At 63.3% G+C, this 23,123-nt stretch carries 19 protein-coding genes and 1 tRNA gene; 4 read left to right on the forward strand and 16 right to left on the reverse strand.

What is annotated here, in order from left to right; translation table 11 throughout:
- Positions 1–38: 38 nt before the first annotated feature.
- The 5 genes from DSM104440_RS09650 to DSM104440_RS09670 form a co-directional block, all read right to left on the reverse strand.
- Positions 39–515: a hypothetical protein gene (locus DSM104440_RS09650; RefSeq protein ID WP_171162062.1), complete on the reverse strand. Its 477-nt coding sequence runs from the start codon at positions 513–515 to the stop codon at positions 39–41.
- A gap of 4 nt (positions 516–519) precedes the next feature.
- The gene (gene pbpC, locus DSM104440_RS09655; RefSeq protein WP_171162064.1) at positions 520–2,658 is read right to left on the reverse strand and encodes a penicillin-binding protein 1C; all 2,139 of its coding nucleotides are present in this window, start codon (positions 2,656–2,658) and stop codon (positions 520–522) included.
- Positions 2,645–3,445 carry a Clp protease/crotonase-like domain-containing protein gene (locus DSM104440_RS09660; protein WP_171162066.1) on the reverse strand — a complete coding sequence of 267 codons (801 nt, stop codon included), beginning with the start codon at positions 3,443–3,445 and terminating at the stop codon, positions 2,645–2,647. Before DSM104440_RS09660 ends, pbpC begins: the two co-directional genes overlap by 14 nt.
- Complete coding sequence (locus DSM104440_RS09665; RefSeq protein ID WP_171162068.1) at positions 3,442–9,171, reverse strand: alpha-2-macroglobulin family protein; 5,730 nt, start codon at positions 9,169–9,171, stop codon at positions 3,442–3,444. Before DSM104440_RS09665 ends, DSM104440_RS09660 begins: the two co-directional genes overlap by 4 nt.
- Positions 9,172–9,292: 121 nt before the next feature.
- Positions 9,293–9,664 carry a PH domain-containing protein gene (locus tag DSM104440_RS09670; protein ID WP_212758293.1) on the reverse strand — a complete coding sequence of 124 codons (372 nt, stop codon included), beginning with the start codon at positions 9,662–9,664 and terminating at the stop codon, positions 9,293–9,295.
- A 132-nt stretch (positions 9,665–9,796) separates the two neighbouring features.
- Between DSM104440_RS09670 and DSM104440_RS09675 the strand changes: the two genes are divergently transcribed.
- Together DSM104440_RS09675 and DSM104440_RS09680 are read left to right on the forward strand one after the other, a co-directional pair.
- A complete protein-coding gene (locus DSM104440_RS09675; protein WP_212758294.1) occupies positions 9,797–10,573 on the forward strand; it encodes a DUF3800 domain-containing protein in 777 nt (258 codons plus the stop codon).
- An 82-nt stretch (positions 10,574–10,655) separates the two neighbouring features.
- A complete protein-coding gene (locus DSM104440_RS09680) occupies positions 10,656–10,889 on the forward strand; it encodes an addiction module antidote protein (protein ID WP_246212130.1) in 234 nt (77 codons plus the stop codon).
- Positions 10,890–10,915: 26 nt separating this feature from the next.
- On the opposite strand, the gene DSM104440_RS09685 is transcribed toward DSM104440_RS09680, so the two are convergent.
- The 9 genes from DSM104440_RS09685 to DSM104440_RS09725 all read right to left on the reverse strand — a co-directional run bounded on the left by DSM104440_RS09685 (position 10,916) and on the right by DSM104440_RS09725 (position 15,753).
- Positions 10,916–11,650, reverse strand: a complete 735-nt coding sequence (locus DSM104440_RS09685; protein ID WP_171162074.1) for a hypothetical protein — start codon at positions 11,648–11,650, stop codon at positions 10,916–10,918.
- A 97-nt stretch (positions 11,651–11,747) separates the two neighbouring features.
- On the reverse strand, positions 11,748–12,056 hold the full coding sequence (locus tag DSM104440_RS09690; protein WP_171162076.1) for a hypothetical protein: 309 nt from the start codon (positions 12,054–12,056) through the stop codon (positions 11,748–11,750).
- A gap of 10 nt (positions 12,057–12,066) precedes the next feature.
- Positions 12,067–12,456, reverse strand: a complete 390-nt coding sequence (locus DSM104440_RS09695; RefSeq protein WP_171162078.1) for an iron chaperone — start codon at positions 12,454–12,456, stop codon at positions 12,067–12,069.
- Positions 12,453–12,839 (reverse strand): YciI family protein, encoded by a 387-nt coding sequence (locus DSM104440_RS09700; RefSeq protein ID WP_171162081.1) that lies wholly within the window; start codon positions 12,837–12,839, stop codon positions 12,453–12,455. The genes DSM104440_RS09695 and DSM104440_RS09700 overlap by 4 nt, the downstream gene beginning before the upstream one ends.
- A 117-nt stretch (positions 12,840–12,956) precedes the next feature.
- Positions 12,957–13,032: transfer RNA gene (locus DSM104440_RS09705), tRNA-Asn, on the reverse strand.
- A gap of 57 nt (positions 13,033–13,089) precedes the next feature.
- Complete coding sequence (locus DSM104440_RS09710; protein WP_171162083.1) at positions 13,090–15,036, reverse strand: HD-GYP domain-containing protein; 1,947 nt, start codon at positions 15,034–15,036, stop codon at positions 13,090–13,092.
- 176 nt (positions 15,037–15,212) lie between these two features.
- Positions 15,213–15,371 carry a hypothetical protein gene (locus tag DSM104440_RS09715; RefSeq protein ID WP_171162085.1) on the reverse strand — a complete coding sequence of 53 codons (159 nt, stop codon included), beginning with the start codon at positions 15,369–15,371 and terminating at the stop codon, positions 15,213–15,215.
- 5 nt (positions 15,372–15,376) lie between these two features.
- Positions 15,377–15,520 carry a hypothetical protein gene (locus tag DSM104440_RS09720; RefSeq protein ID WP_171162087.1) on the reverse strand — a complete coding sequence of 48 codons (144 nt, stop codon included), beginning with the start codon at positions 15,518–15,520 and terminating at the stop codon, positions 15,377–15,379.
- Between the two features lie 89 nt (positions 15,521–15,609).
- Entirely contained in the window at positions 15,610–15,753 is a 144-nt protein-coding gene (locus tag DSM104440_RS09725) for a hypothetical protein (RefSeq protein ID WP_171162089.1), read from the reverse strand.
- A 184-nt stretch (positions 15,754–15,937) separates the two neighbouring features.
- Here DSM104440_RS09725 and DSM104440_RS09730 point away from each other — a divergent pair, with 184 nt between their 5' ends.
- Entirely contained in the window at positions 15,938–17,872 is a 1,935-nt protein-coding gene (locus DSM104440_RS09730) for an HD domain-containing phosphohydrolase (protein WP_171162092.1), read from the forward strand.
- On the opposite strand, the gene DSM104440_RS09735 is transcribed toward DSM104440_RS09730, so the two are convergent.
- Together DSM104440_RS09735 and DSM104440_RS09740 are read right to left on the reverse strand one after the other, a co-directional pair.
- Positions 17,837–19,933, reverse strand: a complete 2,097-nt coding sequence (locus DSM104440_RS09735) for a peptidase domain-containing ABC transporter (RefSeq protein WP_171162094.1) — start codon at positions 19,931–19,933, stop codon at positions 17,837–17,839. The two genes, DSM104440_RS09730 and DSM104440_RS09735, sit on opposite strands and share 36 nt — an antisense overlap.
- On the reverse strand, positions 19,933–21,180 hold the full coding sequence (locus DSM104440_RS09740) for a beta-barrel domain-containing protein (protein WP_171162096.1): 1,248 nt from the start codon (positions 21,178–21,180) through the stop codon (positions 19,933–19,935). The genes DSM104440_RS09735 and DSM104440_RS09740 overlap by 1 nt, the downstream gene beginning before the upstream one ends.
- Positions 21,181–21,265: 85 nt before the next feature.
- Between DSM104440_RS09740 and DSM104440_RS09745 the strand changes: the two genes are divergently transcribed.
- Positions 21,266–23,122, forward strand: coding sequence for a fibronectin type III domain-containing protein (locus DSM104440_RS09745; protein ID WP_171162099.1), 1,857 nt, complete (start codon positions 21,266–21,268; stop codon positions 23,120–23,122).
- Position 23,123 lies beyond the last annotated feature (1 nt).

A 23,123-nucleotide genomic window follows, 5' to 3' on the forward strand; every position in this document is an offset into this window, starting at 1 on the left:
TAAAGACACAAGGCAATCAGACTAACGTCCCGAGTGCACTAGTCGTAAGACGGAAGGGTTTCGACATCAAGGCGTCCTTGGGAAACTTCCTGCAATGCTTCCCTCACGATTCCCTGTGCTTCGCCGGCGCCACGGGGACGGCGACAATTCGGCTGGGGCCACATGCCGTGACAGACACCCCAACGTTCCGAAAGGCGAAGCCAGTCCGACTCGCGCATCTCTCCGTACCTCCAGAACTCGCGAATCTCCGCTGCACGCGCCAGGCGTTCCTCACCTGTCGACTCCTGGTAGGCGGCCCAGATGAATGCCCACGACGCCGAAGGTGCCATGGTTCCGAGGTGGACAACAGCGCTTCCAAGCAGCGTAGCCGCGACCAGCAACGTGAGCGGAAGGGCAGCGCGAGCACGGCGAAAGGACGCGATCCCGGCGATCGCGAGGCCCACGGCGATCAGTGCGAAAAAGAGTCCGCCCATGTCCAGGGCGAGGTGATAACCCCAGGGATAGAAGTGAGCCAAACGGCTACTTCCGGACTTCGAAGCTCGCGTGATCCAGCTCGGCGCCGCGACCATCAACCAAGGCGACGCGATGCCTGCCCGGCGCCGGATTCCAGAGGAATGGCTGAGCTGCCGCAACTTTGCGGCCATCGGGCAGCACGAAGCGTGAATCTTGTTCAGCGCCACGAGCGCGCAGCACGATGCGCTGCCGCGACCCGGGAATATCCGGATCCAGTGCGAAGATCGCGCCGTTCGCGGGTGCTTCGAGGCGGGGCTTGCCCGCCGGTGTCGCGACGGCCGTGATCGATGCTGCCTGCGTTCCTGCGACGAACCACTCCTCGCGATCCGGCTCGAGGCCGTTGGCGAATCGCACCGAAGCGTGGATCACGCCTTCCGGCGGTTTCGTCGTGCCCGGGACGCCGTTCGCATGCATGAAGTCCATCACGTCACGCCATACCGGCGCGGCGCCCGTGACGCCGGAGACGTCGTGCATCGCATCGCCCGCGAAGTTGCCGACCCACACGCCCACCGTGAAGTGCTCGGTGTAGCCCACGGCCCAGTTGTCGCGCATGTCCTTGCTGGTGCCGGTCTTCACGCTCGCGCGGTAGCGGGTGGAGAGCGGGCTGGCGAGGCCGAAGGTGATCGCGCGCGCGCCTGAATCGGCGAGGACGTCGGAGATGATGAATGCAGAGGTCGGATCCATGACGACGCGGTGCGGCAGTGCGTCCATCGAGCGGGCAAAGCGCACTGGCGAATACTCACCGTGATTCGCAAGCGCGCGATAGGCGTTGGTGAGTTGGAGCAGCGTCACTTCGCCGCCGCCGAGGGCCAGGCCGTAGCCGTAGTGCTCGGCGTCGCGGTCGAGCGTGTCGAGGCCGAGCGCGCGCAGGCGCGCGTGGAACGGCTGGTAGCCGATCAGACCCAGCGTGCGGACGGCGGGCACGTTCAATGAGCCGGCCAGCGCCACGCGCAAGCTCACCGGCCCCTTGAAGCTGCGATCGTAGTTCTGCGGAACGTAGAGGCCGGCCGCGGTGGTGATCGCGAGCGGGGAGTCATCGAGGATCGAGGCCGCGGTCAGCATGCGCTCCTCGATCGCGAGCTCGTAGAGGAAGGGCTTGAGGGTCGAGCCCGCCTGGCGGCGCGCGGCGGCGCCATCGACGTCGGCGGAGCGCGAAAGCTCGCCGCTCGATCCGACGTACGCAAGGACTTCGCCCGTCTTGTTATCCAGCACGACCACAGCGCCGTCCTGCACGTTGCGGCCTTCGAGCTCACGGAGATGCCGTGCGAGCGAATCGCGGGCGAAACGTTGGGTGCGTGCATCGAGGGAGGAGATCTGGAGTTGGCCCGACTCCTTCAGCAGTCGGCGAGCGGCGTGCGGCGCGTCGCCTTCGACGCCGACCCGGAAATGCCGACCTGCAAGCACTTCGGAGGCGATGCGCTCGGCCTTGCGACACGCGAGCTCATCGTTCTCGAAGATCGCGCACGCGCGGCGCGCAACGCGGACTGCCGGCGCGTTGGGGGCACGAACAAGTGCCGTGAGAATCGCCGCCTCGCCGCGATCAAGTCCCGCAGGGCGCTTTCCCGCGAGTGCACGCGACGCAGCATCGACGCCTTCGATCTCGCCGCGGAAAGGCGTGAGGTTGAGCCACGCCTCGAGAACCTGTTCCTTCGTCCACATGCGCTCGATCGCGAGCGCCTGGCGCATCTGGCGCCACTTGTCGATGAAGCCGCGCTGGCCGCCCATCTCCAGCTCGGGGTTGAGGTGTGCCGCGAGCTGCATCGTGATCGTGCTGCCGCCGCGCCGCTCGCCCAGCGTCGACTGCTTGGCCGCGCCCATCATCCCGAGCCAGTCCACGCCTTCGTGCTGGCGGAAGCGCTTGTCCTCGGTGGAGATCACCGCTTCGATGAGCGATGGCGACACGTCGCGGATCCCGACCCACTCGCCGCGCCGGCTCTTGTGATCGACACGAACCTTCGAAAGCGGCTGGCCGTGGCGATCGAGCAGCCACGCATCGGCCGAGCGCCACGACAGGCGCACCGCGTCGAGGTCCACGACCGGATAGGGCGCGATGGCCAACGACAGGACCGTCGCGATAGACGCGAGCGCGACGCCCAGGAAGGTGGCGCAGGCGAATCGCTTGAGGGTGACGCTACGGAACAACACGGGTCACCCTTTCCTGGTTATCGAGATCGAAGGTGAGGTAACGGCCCCCGAGCAGAAACGGGCCGACGGGCGACTTGCGCATGTACGCGAGCGTCCCGTAGCCCTCCGGCGCGTCCACGTTCAGGATTCCGAACCGCTGCATGACGCGAGGCGTCACGGTCCACATGTCGATGCCGAAATCGACCGGCTCCTGCCCGAGGCGCGTGATGTACTCGTTGACCTGGAGGTCGTCGTAGAGCCGCCCCTGCAGCTCGCGGAGCTCGCGTGCGGAGTTGAAATGCAGGCGTTTGTCCTCCAGGAATTGGCGCTCGACCTCGGTCACGGGCGACGGTCCCGTATAGATGCGAAGCAGCATGCCTTCGTACTGGTTCACCAGCGCTCGCACGTCCTTCTGCTCCATGCTTCCGTGCCAGAGGACGAGCGACCCGGGGCAGATGATCTTCTTCTGACCCGCCGGAAAGACGTAGTTGGCGCAGGCGGAAACGCAGAGGCCCTGTACCTCGACATCGAGCTTGTGCTCCCAGACCCATCGGCCGAATTTGAGCCCCGCTGCGCCGTCGCCGCCACTGGAGTTGATCACGAGCTTGGTCGCGCCCTTCGGATCGATCGCACGAATGAATGTCTCGACGCGCTCGGGCGAGATCGGCCCGAGGAACGAGACCAGTGCATTCTCCGGATCGGCACCGCCCTTCACCTCGACGGAACACTTCGGTTTGGGCAGCGCGGTCGCCGCGAGCGGCAACGCGAACATCGCGGCCATGACGCCGAGAATCACGCCGTGTTTCAAGGCTTCACCTCGATCGACGGGTTCGGCGTCTCACCCAGCATCTCCGGCGCGTACATCGCCTCGACGCGCGTGGCCGGTAGATCGAAGCGCCCGGCGTTGTTGAGGCGCGCGGTGTACTCCACCGTGAACTTCCCCTTGGGTACGTACGCGTAGTACGCGCGGTAGGCCGAGAAGGTGCGCTCGATGTACGCGGGCCATGCCCAGCCTTCGCGGCGCTCGCCGCGGGTGAGGGTGGCTGAATCACCGCCGAGACCCGAACCCAGGATCGTGGCCCCCGAGGGAATCGGATCGTCGACGACGACCCACGTCATGTCCGACTGCGCCTCGATCTCGAGCGTCACGCGATAGACGTCGCCGCGCGAGTAGGCCGACGGGTCCTTCTGCTCGACGCTTTTCACCGTGCGGCGGATCTTGTAGCCGGTTTCGAGCGGTTGCTTGAGCGGGAGTGCCGCACGCGATTGCACGATCACCCAGGGCTTGCCTTCGCCCTTGTGCTCGAGTGCCAGGCGCTCGCGCTGCGCGGGCCACGCGAAGTCTTTCATCACGCGATCGGCGCCGACTTCCATCTTGTGGTCCGAATGCGAGAACGAGACCACGGTCGTGCCCGTCGCGGGAACCTTCTCGAACACTTCGGCATAGCGCTCCATCGCAACCGTGCCCCAAGCGTTGGCGACTGTCGTGCTCCACACGCCGCGCAACTGGCGCGAGAGAGCACCGCGCACGAGCCGGCCGATGTCTTCCTTCCAGGCGCCTTCCTCGAGCACCGCGAGCAGCGCGCGATTCGCGTTCACGTCGGTGGAGACCATCAGCCACCACAGCGCGTCCGAGCGCTCCGTGGAGAAGGTCATCACCGTGCCCTGGAAGTTGAGGCGGCTGCGCAGGATCGAGTGCGCCTGCTCGAGCTTGGTGGCGGCGTCCTTCACCGGCACGCGCTTGAGAATGCCGATCCAGTCGATCAGCGCCGAGGTGGGCCAGCGCGCCGGGTCGATGCCGATGGAATCGAGCATCTCGGGCTTCGCGCGCTCGTGACGTGACAACGCTTCGATCGCTGCGAGCTTGCGAACCGTGAGATCGGCCGTCGGAAGTGCGCTGCCCCGGACGATCTTGCCAGTGGCGAACGCCTCGAGCCCGCTCAGCATGCGATTGAGGGAAGAGGGCTCCCACTCGCGCTTGTCGGCGTCAGCGATCTGCACCAGGTACGCGGTGAGCGCGTCGCTGCCTTCGAGCATCTCGTTGGGGAAGTAGCGCACGAGGCCATCGCGGTCCTGGTAATTCGGAAGCGAGGCGGCAACACCACGCCAGAGACTTTCGGCACGCAGGCCGATTGCCTTCGACGCGCGCTGCTCCATGCACGAGTACGGGTAGTAGTTGAACCACTCGCGCACGGCGACCATGTCGCCGACCAGCGTGCCCATCAGCTCCACGCGGATGCTGCCGCGGCCCGGAATCGCATCGGCCGGACGCTCCACATAGAAGATCGTGGGCTTGTCCATGCGAGCGAGCGTTGCCTGGTAGACGCGCACCGGATGCACGGGTGTCACATCCTGGCCCACACGCAGCGTGTCGCGCGCGCCGCCCGACGTCGTGGCCGTCACCTCCCAATGGAGCTTGCGCACATCCACCGGGACCTTGTAGGGCGCGCTCACGATGCGAGACTCGTTCGCGGCGAGCGTCACGCGGCTCTCGCCCGTGCCGATGCTCTTGCGAGCCTTGTCGTCGGCGGCACGGTCGTAGACGGTCCATTGGAGACGCGTATCGAGTGGCGCCGCGGTGGTGTTGCGCACCGTGAACATCGCGGTGAAGTCGTCCTGCTCGCGCATGACCGGCGGCAGGCCCGAGAAGAGCATCAGGTCCTGCGTCGTGCGAATGGTCGTATGGCCCTCGCCGAACTTCGCGACACCCGAATGCGACACGGCGACGATGCGGAAGCTCGTGAGCGAGTCGTTGAGCGGAATCTCGACGGTCGCGCGCCCGTTGGCATCGAGCGGCACGCGGCCCTTCCAGAGGAGGAGCGTGTCGAAGAGCTCGCGAGCACCTTCGCGGCCTCCGCCACCGCCTGCAGCCACCGCCTTCTTGCCGAAGTGTCGCTTGCCGATCACGTGGCCCTGGGCCGTCGCGGTCGATACTTCCTGCGGCCGTTGACCCAGCAGCGCGTCCAGGATGTTCCAGGACGCGTTGTTCATGAGTTCGAGCAGGCCCTCATCCACGGCGGCGAGCGCGATCTCGCCATTGGCCGCGGGCTTGCCGCTCGAATCCGTCACCTCGATCGCGACGCGCGCCTTCTCGCGCACCTTGAACACTTCGCGATCGGGCGTGACCTTCACCTTCAGCTCGTACTCGCGCCGGCCGACGTTGATGTTGGTCATGCCGAGCTTGTACGCAGGCTTGGCGAGATCGACGAGGCCCGTGGGCTTGGGTGCATCGGCCCCTCCGACGCGGCCGCGCACAGCAAGCGCCGAGACATAAACGTTGGGACCGTAGTGCCCGAGCATCGGGACATCGACGACCGGGCCTTTGCCCTGGAGCGTCACGACCTTGTGCGAGAGCACACCTTCGCGCTCGACGGTGACCAACACTGTGGCCGAGCGGAAGGGCATGCGGACCTGCAGCTTGGCGTTCTCGCCGGGCTCGTAGCGGCGCTTCTCGGCCACGAGCTCCATGCGATCGTTGCTCGAAGGGTCGAACCACCAGTCGTCCTCGCCGATCACCCAGAGGCTCGTCATGCCGAAGGACGTGCGCTTCTGGTCGTCCTGCACGCGCGCGACCAGCAGCAGTTCGCCGCCCTTGCCGGGCTTCGCGGAACAGAAGATGAGGCCGCGCGCGTCGGTCGTGCCCGTGCAGCCCGTGCCGATCTTCTTCGTTTCCGTGATCGAGTCGTACGCGTAGAAGCCCCCGAGCACGCGGCGGCGGCTCGAATACGTCTGGCGCTCGAAGACATCGACCACGACCTGGCGGCCCGCAACGGGCTTGCCCGACGTATCGACCACGACCACCTGCGCATTCACGCCGGCCTTCGTCGCCGCCCATCCGTCGGGACGAATGCCGACGTAGAGCGATGAGGGATGCAGCGCGACACGCGTGGAAGTAGAGAGGAGCTCGCCATTGGGATCGGCGTATTCCATTTCCACGACGAGGTTCGCGGGCTTTGGGCTCACCGGGAGTTTTTCGAAAGTGAGCGCGGCAGTACCCGCGGCGTCGAGCGTGTAGGTCTTGGTGCTGATGGGGCCGGCGGCTTCGGCTTCGGTCTCCTGCGCGCCCTCGTCATCGGATTCCGGATCGTAGGTCGCCCACGGATCGGCGCCGGACCGTGTGCCTTCCTTGACCTCTTCGCCGTTGAACATGAAGTCGCCGTACTCCGCGAAGCCGACACCGCGCGGTTCGATGCGGTGACGCACCTTCACGGGCAGGTTCGAAGCCGGACCGCCCGCGAGGTAATTCACCGCGGCATCCACCTTCGTCTTGGTCGCGCGAATCTGCGCTTCCTTGGGCGCAGCGAGGCTGGCACGCATGAGCGGCACGCGGAAAGCCTCCACGCGGAAGTTCGCGTTCGATTCGAGGGACCCGCGATATTCCCACTGCAGGTAGTACTGCCCGAGCTTCGCTTCCTTCGGAATCGCCCAGGTCGATTCAGCCACACCCTGCGCGTCGAACTTGACCTGGAGCTCCACCTTCTGGCCCGTGCCCGCGTGGAAGAGGCTCGCCATCTTCGGGTACTGGTCGGCGGCGGGCATCTTGAAGCCGTTGCCGCTGGTCACGCGCGCGATGTGCTTCATGCTCACCGTCTCGCCGGCGCGGAAGAGCGTGCGGTCGAACACGGTGTGGATCGAGAGCGGCCGCTGCTTCCAGTAGCCCGTGTTCATGCCGAAGTTCCACGGCTCGATGCCTTCGCGCCAGTTGGAGAACGTGAAGGAGACGTCCTCGCCCACGCGCGCGAAGGCGATGAGCGGGCAGGGCGGGTAGCCACGCAGCTGCGGCAGCTTGTCGCCGGCCACCGCGATGCCGTCGCCGTCGGTCTTGCCTTCGAAGTGGAGCTTGCCGCGGCAATCTCGCACCGTGACCTTCGCATCGCGCACGGGCTTGCCGTCGGCGAGCGACGTGACCCACACGAGCGAGTTCTCGCGGCCGTGCTTGAGGTGCACGGCGTAGTTGGTGACGAGAACGCTGGTGGAGACGAAGTAGGGCTTGTCGGGAACGCCGTGCAGCGCCGAGCCCAGGCGCGGGCTTTCGAACTCGACGAGATAGAAGCCGGGCTTCGGGAGCGGAATGCCGATCACCTCGAGCGTGCGGCCGGCGGCGGGGCGCGGCAGCTTCACCGGCGTGGACTTGTCGCTCGCCTCGATGGCGGTGATGTCACCGGTCTGCGAATTCTTGCGACCTTCCCACGGCGAGATCTCGGTGCGCTTCATGTACGCGAAGAAGCGCTTGAGGATCTGCTCCTCGTCGTTGTCCACGCGCATCGTCTTGCCGGGAATTGGTTCGCCCGATGAGGCGGTTGTATCGACCTGCACGCCCTTCATGTCGGGCTCGATGCCGCGCACGGTGATCGGGAGCGTTGCGTTGCCCGCCTCGAGAATGCCGAAGCGCCCCGGGAACTTCACGAGCGGCGGGTAGACATCGGTCTTCACGGCGAGCGGGAAGGACGCGGCGTTGCTGGGCACGCGGCCCGCGTCGTCCTTGAAGTCCTTCGGCAGCTCGATCGTGAAGTTCGCGCTCTCGGCGAAAGGGCCGTCGAAGCGGATCGAATCGACCACGTTCACCTTCGGGTCGATCTCGCCGCGCTGCACGCGGTTGGCGGACTTCAACCACACCCTGGAGGCGAGCTCGCGCGGCACGGGGGAATTGAAGGAGAGCGTCATCGGGGTGGCGGGCAGGCACTGCGCGTCCTTGTTCACCTTCTGGCAGCGGAAGGTGAGCGTGAACGCGGGGCGGACCTGGTACGCGAGGCGCTGCTCGACGCCGCGGGGAATGCCCGTGCGGGTCTTTACGCCTTCGCCGACGACCACCGACATCTCCGCGGCGTTGGGAAGCTTTCGTGAGCAACGCACGCCGACGAGGGGCATCGTCTGGAAGCGCTTGTCCTCGAGGCGGAAGTCGTGGATCGGAATCGGGCGCGGACCCTTGAACCAGAGGCGGTAGTAGCGATAGGCGAGCTGCTTGTTCGCGGCGAGGATGTCGCGCGCTTCCTTGTCGGTGAGGAGCGTGGTCGGGATGCGCTCGTTGATGCCCTTCGCCTCGCACCACAGGTGGTTCAGCGACGCCGGATCCACGGGGCCGTCGAACAGGAGAATGAAGGCCTGCTCTTCGTCGACCGCCGTGTGGCCTTCGCGCGGCATCGAGACCACGACCGCCGGGCCGCCCGTGTGGAAATCGAAGTCACGCTTGCCGGTGAGTGCCACGTTGTCCGAAGTCTTGGCGCCGACCTTGAGGCTGAAACGACAGCGCTGGCCCGCGGGAAGGTCGGCATCGAAGTCGTAGACCCAGTTCGTGGCGTCCGCCCAGCGGCCCTTGCCCTTGAGCGCCGCCGGATCGCCTTCGCACTTCACGGTGAAGGGGTCGTCGAGCCGCGGGTCGCCGAACGCGACCATCGGGTCCGAGAAGCGCACGGCCACCTGTCGCACGCCCTTGGACTCCCCCTGGGGCGAGAACGCATCGACCTTGGCGGCCCAGGCGGGCGCGGCGGCAAGGAGGAGGGGGGCTGCGACGGCGGCGAACAAGCTGCGGAACATGGATTTCGGACCTCTAAGGGAGTGGGCTCAGCGTGGACGATGAGGGAGGAAGGTGCACGAGGACTATTTGAATTGCGGCGGAATCATGGCGCGGGATGGCAAGGCGGCGACAACTACTACTTCAGGACATAGCTCGCGAGGACGCTCTGCACCTCGTTGATGCTGAGCTTTTGTTGAAGGTCTTCTGGATCGGGACGGGATTACTCGAGATCCTGATCTTCAGCTCGGCATCGAGATCGAAAGCCCCGCCCGTCTCCACGCTGAAGTGGGAGATTGCCTTGTGCGGGATGGAGTGGTACTCGACCTTGCTGCCGGTGATGCCATGCTTGTCGACCACCACCAGGCGCCTGTTGGTGAACACGAAGTAGTCGCGGATGAGCTGGTAGGCATGCTCGACGACTTCACCTTCGGTCAGGACCGGAGAAAACTCTGCCTGGATTCTGGAACTGTCGATCTTGGATGCGTTACCGAGCACGCCGCCGAAAAGTCCCACAATGCCTCCCCGTTGAGCGGGTTTACTTTGCAGGCTGCAGTTTAGTCGAAGGCCGCGGCAATCGTGTTGCCATGGTATGGGTTTGAAGCTCGGCAGGATTGACCTACTGTATCCGCCAGGCTACAGTTGGCTGTGCACATTGAAGCCTACTTCGACGAGTCTGGGACTGACGGGAAGTCTCGGCATCTGTGCGTCGCGGGCTACATCTTCGATCGCGATCGATGCGCAGAAATGACTTTCAAGTGGTCCAGGATGCTGAGTGAATTTCAGCTTCCCTATTTCAGGATGTCGCAATGCGCTCCGGACCCGGGCAATGGCCCTTTCGCGCGCCTATCAAAAGCCCAACGGATTGACGTCGCGACTAGGGCGATCGACCTTATCAAGTCGCACGCGATTCAAGGAGTGGCTGTTTCCGTAGACAAGCGGTTCGCACATCTGATCCCCACGTACGGCTACTACAGGAGTCCGTATACATTCGCCTGCTGGCACGTCCTGATGGCGGTCAGGCGGTGGATGCAGAAAGCGCACTTCAAGGGTGACGCTTCGTATTTCTTCGAGGATGGACATCAGAGTCAGGGAGAAGCCCATCGACTCATGTCCGCAATATTCGCCGAGCCACTACTCAAGGCAGCCTATCGGGCTAGTTCCTTTGGCTTCGGAAAGAAAGAAGAAATGCGACCGCTCCAATGCGCAGACATTTATGCGTGGCATTGGTCGAAGAGGCTGAAGAACCTGGATCGTGGCATCTCCAAGCATCGTGCCGATTTCAACAGCCTTCTCGACATTGCGCACCTTGGATCGCACTACGACGAAAAGATGATTCTGTCATTTCCAGAAACCATCAAGCAGTTGCATGCCTATCAACTCGAGGTAGGAAGACGGTACAGCGGCGGCTTCCATGCCTACTAGGAAGGTATCCAGCGGAGGCGACATGCCAAGGACAACGAGCACGCGTTACGATGTAGCCGATCATCTGCGCACGCCAAAAGAGATGGCCGCATATCTCGAAGCTAGCCTTCAGGAGGCGGATGGGGACGCGGCGCTAGTCGCGAAGGCGCTTGGTGACATCGCGCGAGCAAGAGGCATGTCCCAAGTCGCGCGAGAGGCCGGTTTATCGCGCGAGAGTCTCTACAAAGCGCTGTCTGGAGATAGGAACCCAGACTTCGAGACTGTCTTGCGCGTCATGAACGCCCTAGGAATCAAGCTGCGCGCGGAGCCGGTGTAGCTGCATCGAACGGATGCGCTCGGGTTTCACTCGTGAAGTTGCTTAGCAAGATGGCGCATGAGTCCCCTTACAGCCGCCAGTATGGGTTCGGCGTCATCCCCCTCGTACTTGCCGCGCTGGTGCATTGCTGCATCTCGCCATGCGTTCTTGATGAACGTGAACTGTGTCGCCGCCGCAGAATGAAACTCCTTCCGAGGGTCGGCCGATTTCAGGTTCGTTATCGAATCCTCGATCTCATCCAGTATCGGCCCCCAAGAGTCTCGATTCGGGACGTAGCCCAATTCTCGAGCCTGCAGCGTAAGTGGCGTCTCCAGCGCGCGCATTAGGTGCATGACGCAGGCCGTGTATCGCCCCAAGGCATAACACTTGCCGGCCTCAGACACCTCGAAGCGCGAAGACGGAAAAGCGTCGTGAACTTCCTGCCCGAACAAGGGCGAGGCAGGGTCCCAGTAGGACTGCAATCCGGGTGCGAGAGCGAAGAACAGTCGCCCCTCCATCTCGTCCCGGAATCGACCGTGAAACTCATTCATTGGAACGTTTAGTTCGCCTTTCCATTTTTCACCACGAAGGACGATCTCTTTCGCCTTGGTAAGGGACTTGACCGTAAGGGGCATTCCCAGCGCCTGGATTGTTTCGATCATCTGGTCAATCCAATTGGCAAAGATTGGTCGGTCAGCCTCGGGTATGTGCTCGGCAATTGTGCGAAGGCGCTCAAGCACCGTTCGCATCTCCGTCATTTTCTTTACGTCGAGGCGGATCATGTCCTGCAAGCTCCAAGGTTCATCGGTACGTCGAAGGTACAGTTTGCCAAGACCGCCACGTTGGGGACGCGGAATCGTCACCTAGTAAGGGTGACCGCTACTGCGCCGCAAACTTGTAGTACGTGTCGTTCAAGAAAACGACGATGTGCTCCTCGTCCTCCGGGAAGAGGCTGAGGTTGAGCTCCGTGTTGCAGCGAGCAACCTGGGTCTTGAGCTGTGCCATCGAGGTGACCTTTCGGTCCTTGCGCAGGTAGACCGCCTTCGCATCCCCCTGCGTCTTGTTGTGGTGGCAGGTCTCGCACTTGGAGGCCTCCACGAGCTTCTTGCCTTCGGCCGCGTTGGGCGCAGCGAGTGCTACCCACGGCGCAAGGCCGAGGAGGGCGGCGGCAAGGATTCGGGCAGTCATGCCCCGAAGTTTACGCTCGGCTGCGTGACTTCTTTGCGGGAGCGGAGGTCGCGGCCTTCACCTTGGCCTTCACGACCTTGGCGATGAGCGGGTAGGGCACGGGCTTGTCCATCGGGAACTTGAGTGTTGCCTTGCCCGAGAGGTAGGGCGTGAGCTCGTCTCGCACATCGATCGTGTCCTCGTGCACCGGGTAGACGCCGATGTGCTCCCTGAAGCCCGCGAAGTAGACGAGGTACTTGCCCGCGAGCTTGAACGTGGGGATGCGGTAGCTGATCGCTTCGGTCGCACCGGGGGCGGCCTTGGCGATGGTCTTCCGGATCTTCTCGAGGCGCTCCTGGACGGGCTCCGGGAATGCGGCGATGTAGGCGTCGATGGTCGCGGGCTTGACGGTCGATTTCACTTCGCTGCCTCCATGAGCGCTTCGGCCTTGGCCATGAACTCCGAGTCGATGGCGCGGATCTCGAAGGGGCCGATGGCGACCCCGGGGTGTTTCAGCATGAGCTCGGTCGCGTGCTTCATGTCGCGGGCTTCGAGCATCAGGATGCCGCCGATGTATTCCTTGGTCTCGGCGTACGGGCCGTCGATGGCGACGGCCTGGCCGTTCTTCATCTTGAGGGTGACGGTTTCGTTGGCGCTGTGCAGCGCTTCGCCACCGACGTAGTGGCCGTTCTTGCGCAGGACCGCATCGTAGGCCATGCACTTCTTGAACATGCTCTCCTGCGTCTCCGGGGAGAGGGTGTTCCACTGGGCTTCGTCGAAGTAGCCGAGGCAGGCGAATCGCATGATGGGCTCCGAGGGTGTGTTGACACCCCTAGTCGTCTGGCGAAGAGCCAATTCGACACCGAGCCGCGGGATTTGGAAAGAAAAAAGCCCCTGCGCGTGCGCAGAGGCTTGGATTCTTGGCTCCCCGACCTGGACTCGAACCAGGGACCTGCGGATTAACAGTCCGTCGCTCTACCAGCTGAGCTATCGGGGAATGGCGAAGCCCCGAATTTTAGCGTTTTTCACCCCCGAGGGTCAAACACGGAGGGGCTCAGTGTTGGGTCGTGCTGGCCGGTTCGAGGGCCTTGGCCCGGGCGTACTGGGCTTCCGGTGACTTCAGGATGCGTTCGATGATCTGGTTCGCCTTGGCAAGCGTCGAGGTGTTCTTTCGAGTGACGCCTTTGAGCGTGTCGAGGTCGGCCCCCCCGGCTACCTGGATGGACTGGATCACGTCCTTGAAGGCGATCACGAGCTTCGGATCGAACTGCTTTCCCGAGAGTGCCATGACCTCGAGGAGCGCCACGTCGATCGTCGCGGCCTCGTGGTACGGGCGGGTCTGGATCAGCTCATCGAAGGTGTCGGCAATGGCGACGATGCGGGCGGCCTCGGGGATCGCTTCGCCCTCGAGGCGCCGCGGGTAGCCCGATCCGTCCCACCATTCGTGGTGGTGGAGGGCGATCTCTGCGGCGAGGCGCAGGGTTTGGTCTTCGCTCGATCGCCCGCTACCCATGATGCTTTCCGCGGATGCAAGGATGTCCGTGAGCATGGTGCAGCCTTCGAGGGCGTGCCGGCGGATGATTTCGGTCTCGGTCGGTGTGAGCTTCCCGCGCTTCAGCAGTACGACGTCGGGCACTGCGAGCTTGCCGATGTCATGAAGTCGGGCGGACATGTCGAGGACAGCGGCACGCTTTTCATCGTAGCCGATGCTCTTGGCGAGCATCCTCGACAGCCAGCCGACACGGGCTGAATGCTCGCCGCTTGAGACCTCACGAAGCTCGGCGAGGGTGGCAAGCGATTCGACTTGGCCGAGAAGTTCCTTGCGGTGTCGGCGATTCTTGGCGCGGGAGATCAGTCCTGCACGAGCTTCAAGGGGGAGGGGAGCAACCAAATTGTGGGTAACTTCAGTTCCGGCCCGGACGGATCGCTGGAGCGCTGCCACTTGTTGAATCGCAACGGATCGCTGCCAAGCGGATAGGCATCGCAGGTGCTCTTCGTCGTACGGGCGGCCCTCCTGTCCACTTAGCTTGCGACAAAGGCTCATGGTTTGGAGGTAATCGCGATAAATAGGCTGGTCGTGGGGAATGGTGCTTTCCATGCCTGCCAGCAACTCCAAGCCACCCCCTTTGCCCTCCGCGGTGGACAACAGTGTTTCAGCAAGTGCCAAGTGAGTTCTTGCGGAAGCACTTTCGGCTCGTTGCGCCTGCACGCGCACCGCCTCGACTTCGCGACGGGCATCGTCAAACCTGGCAAGCCGCACGTAGATCCTCGCTGCTGTCGCGTGGCGGATGGTTGCCTGCCAGATCCAGAACGAGGTTTCGGGAGGCTGCGCAGTCTTGTTGGCTAGTTCAACGCTTGTCGCTGCGCCTTCAAGGTCGCCGAGAATCTCGAGTGAGGCAGCAATGTTGTGATACGCAACAGACATTATCGCTTGACGCATCGGCTGTCCCGTACACGAGGCTACTACGAACCTATTCAGGGCTATGACCTCATCCAGCAGGCCAATATCAAACTTGGTCGACGATAGATTCGAAAGAACGGCACAGAGGCCGAGGGCGTCTCCAGTACGCTGTGCGATTTCTGCAGCCTCGCCCAAGGAAGCAATCGCTTTGGTAGTACAAAGCTGCTTGGTCTGCAAAGCACCCATCACGTTTAGCGATCGACGCAGCGAGGCTTCCGCGCCTGAGCTGCGAGAAAGCTCGATTGCTGACTCCATCAACGTCTCTGCTGTGGCGAGTTCCCCTTTGTTGAAATACCACTCGAACGTCAGTATCAACAAATCGACTCGTTGCGCGGGAGCGACAACCGTACGTATTGATAAGAGCTGCTTGCTGAGTTCTTCGAACCACGCACCGCTCTTTGCCTGGTCGGCGTCCCTCATATGTGAGGTAGCTTCAACCGCCAGTTCGACGAGTACACGACGTAACGTCGGTTCGTCGCCACTGTGAAGCGCTTGGAAGCCTTCAGTCGGGTCCGGCTGATCGAGGCGGCTAGGCAGCATGACTGCACCTCTATGTGGAGGGCTATCGCGCGCAAGGAACTATTGCGGGACGCCACCCTAATGGGGACATCCTGTTCAAGACCGCATTCTAAGGCGAGCTACTTGGAGTCCACACGCCTGACGTGCGAGCGGCCATCGGTTGACCTGCCCGCCACGTCAGGGTGTCGAGTCGACAACTAGGCGATCACTACCGTCACGTCTCCACCGCCAATCATTGCCAGTTCATCCACGGTAAGCGGCTGGAACTCGACAATCGGCTCGCTGAGGCCCGTTATCGCGGAAATGCGTTCGTCAATCACTCTCACCACACCGGGAATCATCGCTTGCGCTCCCATGGTGATTAGGCGATCACGACGGTAACGTCACCGCCGCCAATCATTGCCAGTTCATCCACCGTCAGAGGCTGAACCTCGCTCCCCAGTTCGTTGAGGTCCGCAGTCGTACGGTCGTCATTCGTAATCGTATTCGTCAGATTCGCGATCATTTCAATGTCCCCTATGGAAATAGCTTGCGCGCACTATTTGGATTGAGTCCTCAATCGAGCTGGCCAAGAGCTCGTCCGAGGCCGTGTAACTAGCCGATCACAACGGTGACGTCGCCGCCGCCGACCATGTCCAACTGGTCGCTCGTCAGCGGCACCACAGCCGATTCGTCATGCACCACTTGAGCTTGTTCGGAAAGATCGCGAATCACGTTTGCCTTTTGGTTCGTAGACATCGAATACACCCTCCTTTTTGGGTTTACCAAGAGAAATGCCGCACGCACAGAAAGATTTATTGCGTACTAACAGACCGCATTTGGAATAGCTGTGCTAATCTAAAAAGACGTATTAAAAACAAGGGCTTCTACCGACTGTGCAAGCGTACTCCCACCTCGAGTCCCCCGCAACCATGGACGTCCTGTGCTGACCGTTGAGCGCGCGCAGGAACTGGGTCTAGTGGGTTTGGTTTCCGCACTAGATGGTGCGGATCACGACGCCTCTCGCCAAGCACTGTCCGACCTTGTGGAAGCTGTGAGAGGTCGCCTCACACTCAATGAGCGGCCTGATCGTGAGTGGTTTGATGTCGTTTCGGACCTGCTCTTGCGAAGTGGCGGCGAGAATGCACCTGAACTTCGTGTTGACTGCCTCTTGCTCTTTGCTGAGTGGTACTTCAAGGAAGGCAAATGGGCTGCTGGCATATCGGTAGCCGAGAAGGCTGCTGGGATCGCCTTACATGCAGGGGCTCTGTCGCATTTGCGTCGCGCATACATGCTCCTCGGCATACTTCAAAGCCGTTGCAAGGACATCGCGCAAGCGACTGTCTACTACGTGAAAGCACTTGAAATTGCCGAGCGCATATCCGACCGGGTCGGACAGTGTGTTGTGATTGGAAATCTCGCTTCCGCGCGTTGCGAGGCGGGTTTGCTCGAGGAATCAATCACGCTCAGCAAGTACGTGACTACGCTGCCTGGGGACGAGCCAACGGTCTTGGCCGTGAAGAGGTCCGCGCATCACAATATCGCGTTAGTGTCTTTGATCCTCTCTGATCTGGAGTCCGCCTTAGAGCACATCGAAATCGCGGCATCTTTGGCTCCTGAACCTCGAACTCAATTCGAGGCATATCAGCGGGTCATCTTGGAACTGACGTACACGAAGATTCTTGTCCGTATGGGGCGCGCACCTTTTGCGCGCGAGCGTGTGGCGCTAGCCGCGATGTACGCCGAGAAGGCAAAAAGTAGGCCAGCTCAAATACAGGCCCAACTCGCCGAGACTCTGTGCGACGCCGCGGATCAACGGACCGACATTGCCCTGACTCGTCTCGAGAAACTGAAGGCAGAAGTTCGCAACAGCGAACCTGCCTTGCGCGACATCCTAGAGGTTGAGGTCCTGTGCAATAGTTTTGCGGGGCGGCATCGTGATGCCAAGCACTATCACCAGAAGTATCTGGCCCACCTCGCCGAATGGCAGAGAAAGACCGCGATTCAGCAGGTCGACGCTCTCCGGCGTTCGTTTCTGAAGCGAGGAAGCGTTACTCCTGACGAACTTACCGTCCTACCTGACGAGATCTTGGATCGCCTGCGCGATTCCAATGAGGGCGCTATCCGCTGGGAGAGTTTTCAATCTCGGCTTGAAACCCTCGCTGTCCTCGCGGAGCTTCGTGACGATTCCACGGGTGAACATTCCTTTCGCGTTGGGCGTATGGCCGCCATGCTTGCACGCCGCATCGGCTATGACGAGAAGCGGATCGCAACCTTGGAACTTGCCGCACGCCTTCACGACATCGGCAAGCTCGCCGTGCCTGACGTCGTTCTCCTGAAAAAGGCCAGCTTGACGCCCGCCGAACTCGATGTCATGCGTCGCCACACAACTGAGGGAGCGCAGATTCTCACCGACGTTCTCACGGGCATGGACCGCGAGACCGTGCCGCCGTCCAAGAAGGGAGGGTCATTTCGGCTCGCTGCCGAGATAGCGCAGCATCACCACGAATGGTGGAACGGCGAAGGGTATCCGCGTGGGGTTGCGGGCGAGGCGATTCCGGAAGAGGCGCGCATTACCGCGCTTGCGGACGTCTTCGACGCGCTGACCCACGTGCGCCCGTACAAGGAAGCCTGGACGATCACGCAAGCGCTTAGGGAGATCGAAGGACTCTCGGGTCGCCAATTCGATCCGCGGCTTTGCGCTGAGTTCTTGCGGCTCGTGGTGGAATTGCACGAGACGCACGAGGCGGACCTTGATGCTTTCCTTGGCGCTGAGGCCCGAACTTCCCCGCTGGTCTCCGCCAACCGAGTTCTCGGCCGGATCATGCGATCGGCGCTGCGTTCAGATACCCGGAACTACCCCACCGGTCCGGTCTAGCCGCACCACGCGGTCCGCGCCCGCCGCGCTGTCGGGGCGGTGGCTCACGATCACCAGCGTCACTCCCGTGCCGGCGATGTGCTTGGAGATCTCCACTTCCAGCGGCAGGTCGAGCTGGTCGAACGCTTCATCCAGGAAGATCAGCTTCGGCTGCCGGTAGAGCGCGCGGGCGAGCAGCACCCGCTGCTTCTGCCCGCCTGACAGCGCCGCACCCAGGCTCCCCACGATCGTGTTGTAGCCCATGGGCATCTTCGAGATGTCCTCGTCGATCATCGCGACCTTCGCGCACTCGCGCACCCGCGCCGGGTCGTGGTCGGGGTCGAAGAAGCTCACGTTGTCCTCGATCGTGCCCACGAAGAGCTGGTCGTCCTGCATCACCGCGCCGATGCGGCCGCGGTACTGCGCCATGTCCCAATCGCTGAGCAGCCGGCCGTTCACGCGCACCTCGCCCTCGGTGGGCGGCAGCAGGCCGAGCAGGACCTTCAGCAGCGTGGTCTTCCCGCACCCCGAAGGACCGACTATCGCGATCGATTCGCCCGGCTGCACGCTGATGCTCACCCCGCGGAAGACGAAGCCCTCGGGCCCGTACGCGTAGCCCACGTTCTTCGCTTCGATCACGAGCGGGCCGGCAGCGGTCTCGCCAGGCAGTGCGGGCTTCGAATGCTCCTCGTCTGCAAGCGCGATGTCGGCGATGCGCTCGGCATGCAGATCGAGCATCCGGAAGTCGTTCCACTTGTCCACAAGGTTCACGACCCGCGTGAGGAACACGACCTTGAAGCCGATGAATGCGTAGAGCATGCCCACGGTGAACTTGCCGTCCATCACCGCGATCGCTCCGATCCAGATCACGATCACGCTTTCCAGCCCGAAGATGAGTCCATTCGCCGCGCGCTGGGCGATACCCACGTTCTGCACGCGCACGCCGGCGTTCGTCTGGTCGACCACGAGGTTCTGGTACGACGAGCGCCGCTCCGACTCGCGCAGGTTCAGCTTGATCGCCATCATCCCGCGCAGCGTCTCGATGAAATGCGTGGACGAGCGGGCTTCATGCGCAAGTTGTTCATCCGTCGCATACCGCTGCGGGTAGAAGAACGTCCAGCGGGCCGCGGCGTAGAGGAGGGCGCCGCCCACGACCACAAGCGTCATCGTGAGGCTGTAGTAGCTCATCACGAGGACGGTGAGGATCACCATCACGCCATCGACCGCGGTCTCCACGAAAGTCGTCGTCAGCGTCCGCTGGATCGCGTCCACGCTCCTGAACTTGGAGACGATGTCGCCGATATTCCTCTTCTCGAACCACGCGAGCGGCAGCCGCACCATGTGCGCGAAGAGCGTGGTGAGGAGCTTCATGTTCACGTGGGTGGAGAGATACACGCCCACCCAGGCGCGCACGGCGGTGACGGCGACGGAAATCACGACCAGCACGCCGAACGCGAGGCCCAGCACCGTGAGGAGATCGCGGTCCCGCCCCACCAGCACGCGGTCCACCACGAGCTGCAGGAAGAAGGGCATCGCGATCGCGAACACTTCGAGCGCGAAGGAAAGCAGCACGATCTGCGCGATCGTCCCCTTGAAGCCCGACGCCACGCTCAGGAGTTGCCACGAGCTCACCTTCTCGCGCTCGTCCTTCTGCTGGAACGCGGCAGTCGGCGTGAACTCCATCGCGACCCCGGTGAAATGCTTGGACGCTTCGTCGAACGTCAGCACGCGTTTGCCGCGAGCCGGGTCGTGCACGACCATGTTGCGGCCCGACACCTCGACCAGCACGACGAAGTGATTGAGGTCCCAGTGGAGGATCGCGGGCAGCTGCAGCTTGCCGATCGATTCCAGCGACACCTGCACGCCGCGAGACGACAGCCCCATCGCTTCACCGAGCTGCGCGATGTGCTTGAGCGTGATCCCCTTCAACGACGGCGAAAGGCGCACGCGCATCGATGAGACATCGGTGAGGTGCCCATGCGCGGAAGCGATCATCGCGAGGCAGGCGATGCCGCACTCGGGCGCCTCGCTCTGGAGGATCACCGGCACGCGGCGCTTGAAGAGGCTCGGGAACCAGGCCATCAGAGGCGGCTCTTCAGTTGCAGGATGGGCTCGAACAGCCACTCGATGAGCGTTCTCTTCTCGAGGAGGAGATCCGCGTTCACGAGCATGCCGGGGCGAAGCGCGAACGTCTGCCCGAGTGCGGCGACATCCTGGCGATCGAGCTTCACGTCCACGCGGTAGACGGGTTCCTTGGCGGCGAGGGGGCCGATCTTCTCGCCGGCGGACCAGACGTTGCGGCCGATGTCTGCAATGGTCCCGCGGTACTGGCCGAAACGCTCAAACGGAAACGCTTCATACCGCAGCACGACTTCCTGGCCCTTCTGCACGAAGCCGATGGCGCGCGTGGGCACGAGAAGCTCCACGTGCAGGCCGCTGCCGGTGGGGAGCACGGTAGCGAGCGTGGCATCGGACGCTACCGACTGACCCAGCGTCACCGCAATGTTCGTGACCACGCCGCTCACGGGCGCGCGGATCACGTTCTCGCGCCGCGCTTCCACGTTCGCGAGGCCTTCCTTCAATTCACTCATCTGCCGCGACACCTGGTCGGCCTGCGTGCGGGTGCGCAGGCGAATCGACGGCTCTTCCATCTTCGCGGCACCGAGGTCGCGCTCGACCTGCGAGCGCTGGCGACGCAGCGCCTGGAGCTTGATCTCCTGGTCGGTGACTTCATCCTGCTTTTGCTTGGCGGCGACATCGGAGACGAACTTCTCGCCGGCGAGCGATTTGTAGCGGTTCGCTTGTTCCTTGGTCGAGGCGACGCGCGTCTCCTGCAGCTTCATCTCACGGTCAACCTGCACGAGCTCGTTCTCGAGGTCCTTCACCTTGCGGCGAACCTGCTCGACCTGCTGGTCGCCGAGCTCCTTCCACTGCGACTGCTCCTTCTCGAGGCTGGCACGTCGCGACTCCATTTCCTTCGCGACCGCCTCGCCTGAAGAAGCGCCCGAAGCGGTCAGCCGCTCGATCGACACCTTGGCCATCGGGGCACCGGCGACGATCACGTCACCTTCCTTGATCAGCAGCTCATTGACCCGGCCCGCATCGGAGATGAGCACGCGCGCCGCACCCTGGTCGAGCGCGAGGAAGCCATCGACGCGTTCGCGCCGCTGGTACTGGCCCCAGAGGGCGACGGAGACAAGGAGGATCGCGATGCCGACGGCAAGCGCCGTGAAGACCCAGAAGGGCACGGGCCTCGCGATGATCGCCTCGCCGAGGTATTTCTCGCGTTGGGCGTCGATCGCCTCTTGGCGGAATAGTTGGCGTGGCATTGGGCTCGAATTGTAAAGCAGGGCACAATACGTCACACCTAGAAAAAAATCGCGGTCCTGTATCTCCCCATGAGAAGCCAAAATAATGAAAAGCTTCACGCGCGCACTCGCGGTACTCGCGGTATCCCTTCTTTCACTCCACGCTAACGCAGTCACCACCATCGTCAACGAGGCTTGGCCCGCCGGCCAGGTCAGGACGCTGGTCACGAACATCAACGGGCCGATAAACGGCCAGCAGACGTCGTTCACCGGCTATACCGCCGGTCCGTACAACTACGTCCTGTGGCCGTTCAAGGTGACGCAGACGGGCGTGTACACCGCCACGGCCGCGACGACGGGCGTTGCCGTGAACACCACCTGGTTCCTCAACGGGTTCTTCAGCCCGTCGAATACCGCGCCGACCACGCCGCTCAGCAGCTTCATCGTGGCGGTGTTGTCGCTCCAGTCCGCCTCGCCGTACGTCGGCACCTTCACGGGCATGACCTTCACGGCCGGGCAGCAGTACTCGATCCTCGTCGCCTTCAACTCGAACAGCATCGTGGGGGACTTCGCCACCGTCGCGATTACCGGGCCCGGCTGCGTCATCATCGGGCCGGTCTTGTGCAAGCCAACCGAACCGCTCTCGCCGGCGGCGGTGGGCTCCGGAACGACGGCCACCGTGACGTTTGCCGCACCCACGTCGGACGGTGGGTCACCCATTACCGGCTACACGGTCGTGTCCAACCCCGCGGGCGGCGTGGACAGCAACGCGGGCAGCACGAGCACCACACACGTGGTCACGGGCCTGACGTACGGCACGTCGTACACATTCACCGTGGTGGCAACCAACGCGCAGGGTTCGGGAGGCGCATCCCTTCCGTCCAATAGCGTTACGGCGATGGCGGTTCCGAACGCCCCGGCGATCGGCGCGGCCACACCCGGCAACGGCCAGGTGTCGGTCGCGTTCACCGCGCCCGCCGCGAACGGCTCTGCGATCCTCGACTACACGGCGAACTGCGGCGGCACGACCGCGACCGGTGCTGGATCGCCGATCGTCGTGGCCAGCCTCGCGAATGGCACGCCCTACACGTGCACGGCGTCCGCAAGGAATGCCGTTGGAAACGGTCCCGCGTCCGCAGCGTCTGCGAGCGTCACGCCGTTCACGATTCCCGGCGCACCCGCGATCCCGACAGTGACCCGCGGCAACGGCCAGCTCACGGTGGCCTTCACGGCGCCGGCTTCGAACGGCTCCGCGATCACCGGATATACCGTCAACTGCGGCGGCACGATTGCGACGGGCACCACGTCGCCGATCACGGTGTCGGGCCTCACGAACAGCACGTCGTATACCTGCACCGTGTTCGCGACCAATGGCGCGGGCAACGGCCCGCCGTCCGCCGCTTCGGCGCCTGCGGTACCCGCGCAGAGCACTGCGAGCGGGGCGTCGGCCACAGGCACGGGCACCATCAGCGCGTCCTTCACCGGCGGCGGCGCGGCGTGCACCTTTGCGGTGGGCCAGTTCATTCCGCTGACGGGACACGCGGCGAGCCCGCCCAACGGCACCGCACCGGGAGCGACGACATTCCCGCACGGGCTGTTCGACTTCCGCCTCACAGGCTGCACGCCGGGTTCGGCGATCACGATGACGGTCACGTATCCGGCGGCACTGCCTGCGGGATCCGTCTATTGGAAGTACGGACCGACGCCGTCGGACACCAGGCCGCACTGGTACACATTGCCGGCGACGATCGCGGGCACCACGGCGATCTTCACGATCACCGATGGGCAACTGGGTGACGACGATCTCCTCGCCAACGGCACGATCGTCGACCAGGGTGGCCCGGGTGTTCCGGGTGCTCCGGGAACCGTAACGGCAGTCCCGACGCTCTCCGAGTGGATGCTGATGCTGCTCGCACTCGTGATGCTGGGTTCCGTCGTCGTGATCCGGCGTCCTTCGAGGTAGC

The organism is Usitatibacter palustris (assembly GCF_013003985.1).
GTDB classification, from domain to species: Bacteria; Pseudomonadota; Gammaproteobacteria; order Burkholderiales; family Usitatibacteraceae; genus Usitatibacter; species Usitatibacter palustris.

What these genes read in the sequence shown, in the direction of transcription:
- DSM104440_RS09690 (WP_171162076.1), bottom strand. Translation starts at nt 12,056, where the DNA reads ATGACTGCCCGAATCCTTGCCGCCGCCCTCCTCGGCCTTGCGCCGTGG.
- DSM104440_RS09700 (WP_171162081.1), bottom strand. Translation starts at nt 12,839, where the DNA reads ATGCGATTCGCCTGCCTCGGCTACTTCGACGAAGCCCAGTGGAACACC.
- DSM104440_RS09720 (WP_171162087.1), bottom strand. Translation starts at nt 15,520, where the DNA reads ATGATCGCGAATCTGACGAATACGATTACGAATGACGACCGTACGACT.
- DSM104440_RS09685 (WP_171162074.1), bottom strand. Translation starts at nt 11,650, where the DNA reads ATGATCCGCCTCGACGTAAAGAAAATGACGGAGATGCGAACGGTGCTT.
- DSM104440_RS09725 (WP_171162089.1), bottom strand. Translation starts at nt 15,753, where the DNA reads ATGTCTACGAACCAAAAGGCAAACGTGATTCGCGATCTTTCCGAACAA.
- DSM104440_RS09745 (WP_171162099.1), top strand. Translation starts at nt 21,266, where the DNA reads ATGAAAAGCTTCACGCGCGCACTCGCGGTACTCGCGGTATCCCTTCTT.
- DSM104440_RS09680 (WP_246212130.1), top strand. Translation starts at nt 10,656, where the DNA reads ATGGCCGCATATCTCGAAGCTAGCCTTCAGGAGGCGGATGGGGACGCG.
- DSM104440_RS09665 (WP_171162068.1), bottom strand. Translation starts at nt 9,171, where the DNA reads ATGTTCCGCAGCTTGTTCGCCGCCGTCGCAGCCCCCCTCCTCCTTGCC.
- DSM104440_RS09735 (WP_171162094.1), bottom strand. Translation starts at nt 19,933, where the DNA reads ATGGCCTGGTTCCCGAGCCTCTTCAAGCGCCGCGTGCCGGTGATCCTC.
- DSM104440_RS09715 (WP_171162085.1), bottom strand. Translation starts at nt 15,371, where the DNA reads ATGGGAGCGCAAGCGATGATTCCCGGTGTGGTGAGAGTGATTGACGAA.
- DSM104440_RS09740 (WP_171162096.1), bottom strand. Translation starts at nt 21,180, where the DNA reads ATGCCACGCCAACTATTCCGCCAAGAGGCGATCGACGCCCAACGCGAG.
- DSM104440_RS09710 (WP_171162083.1), bottom strand. Translation starts at nt 15,036, where the DNA reads ATGCTGCCTAGCCGCCTCGATCAGCCGGACCCGACTGAAGGCTTCCAA.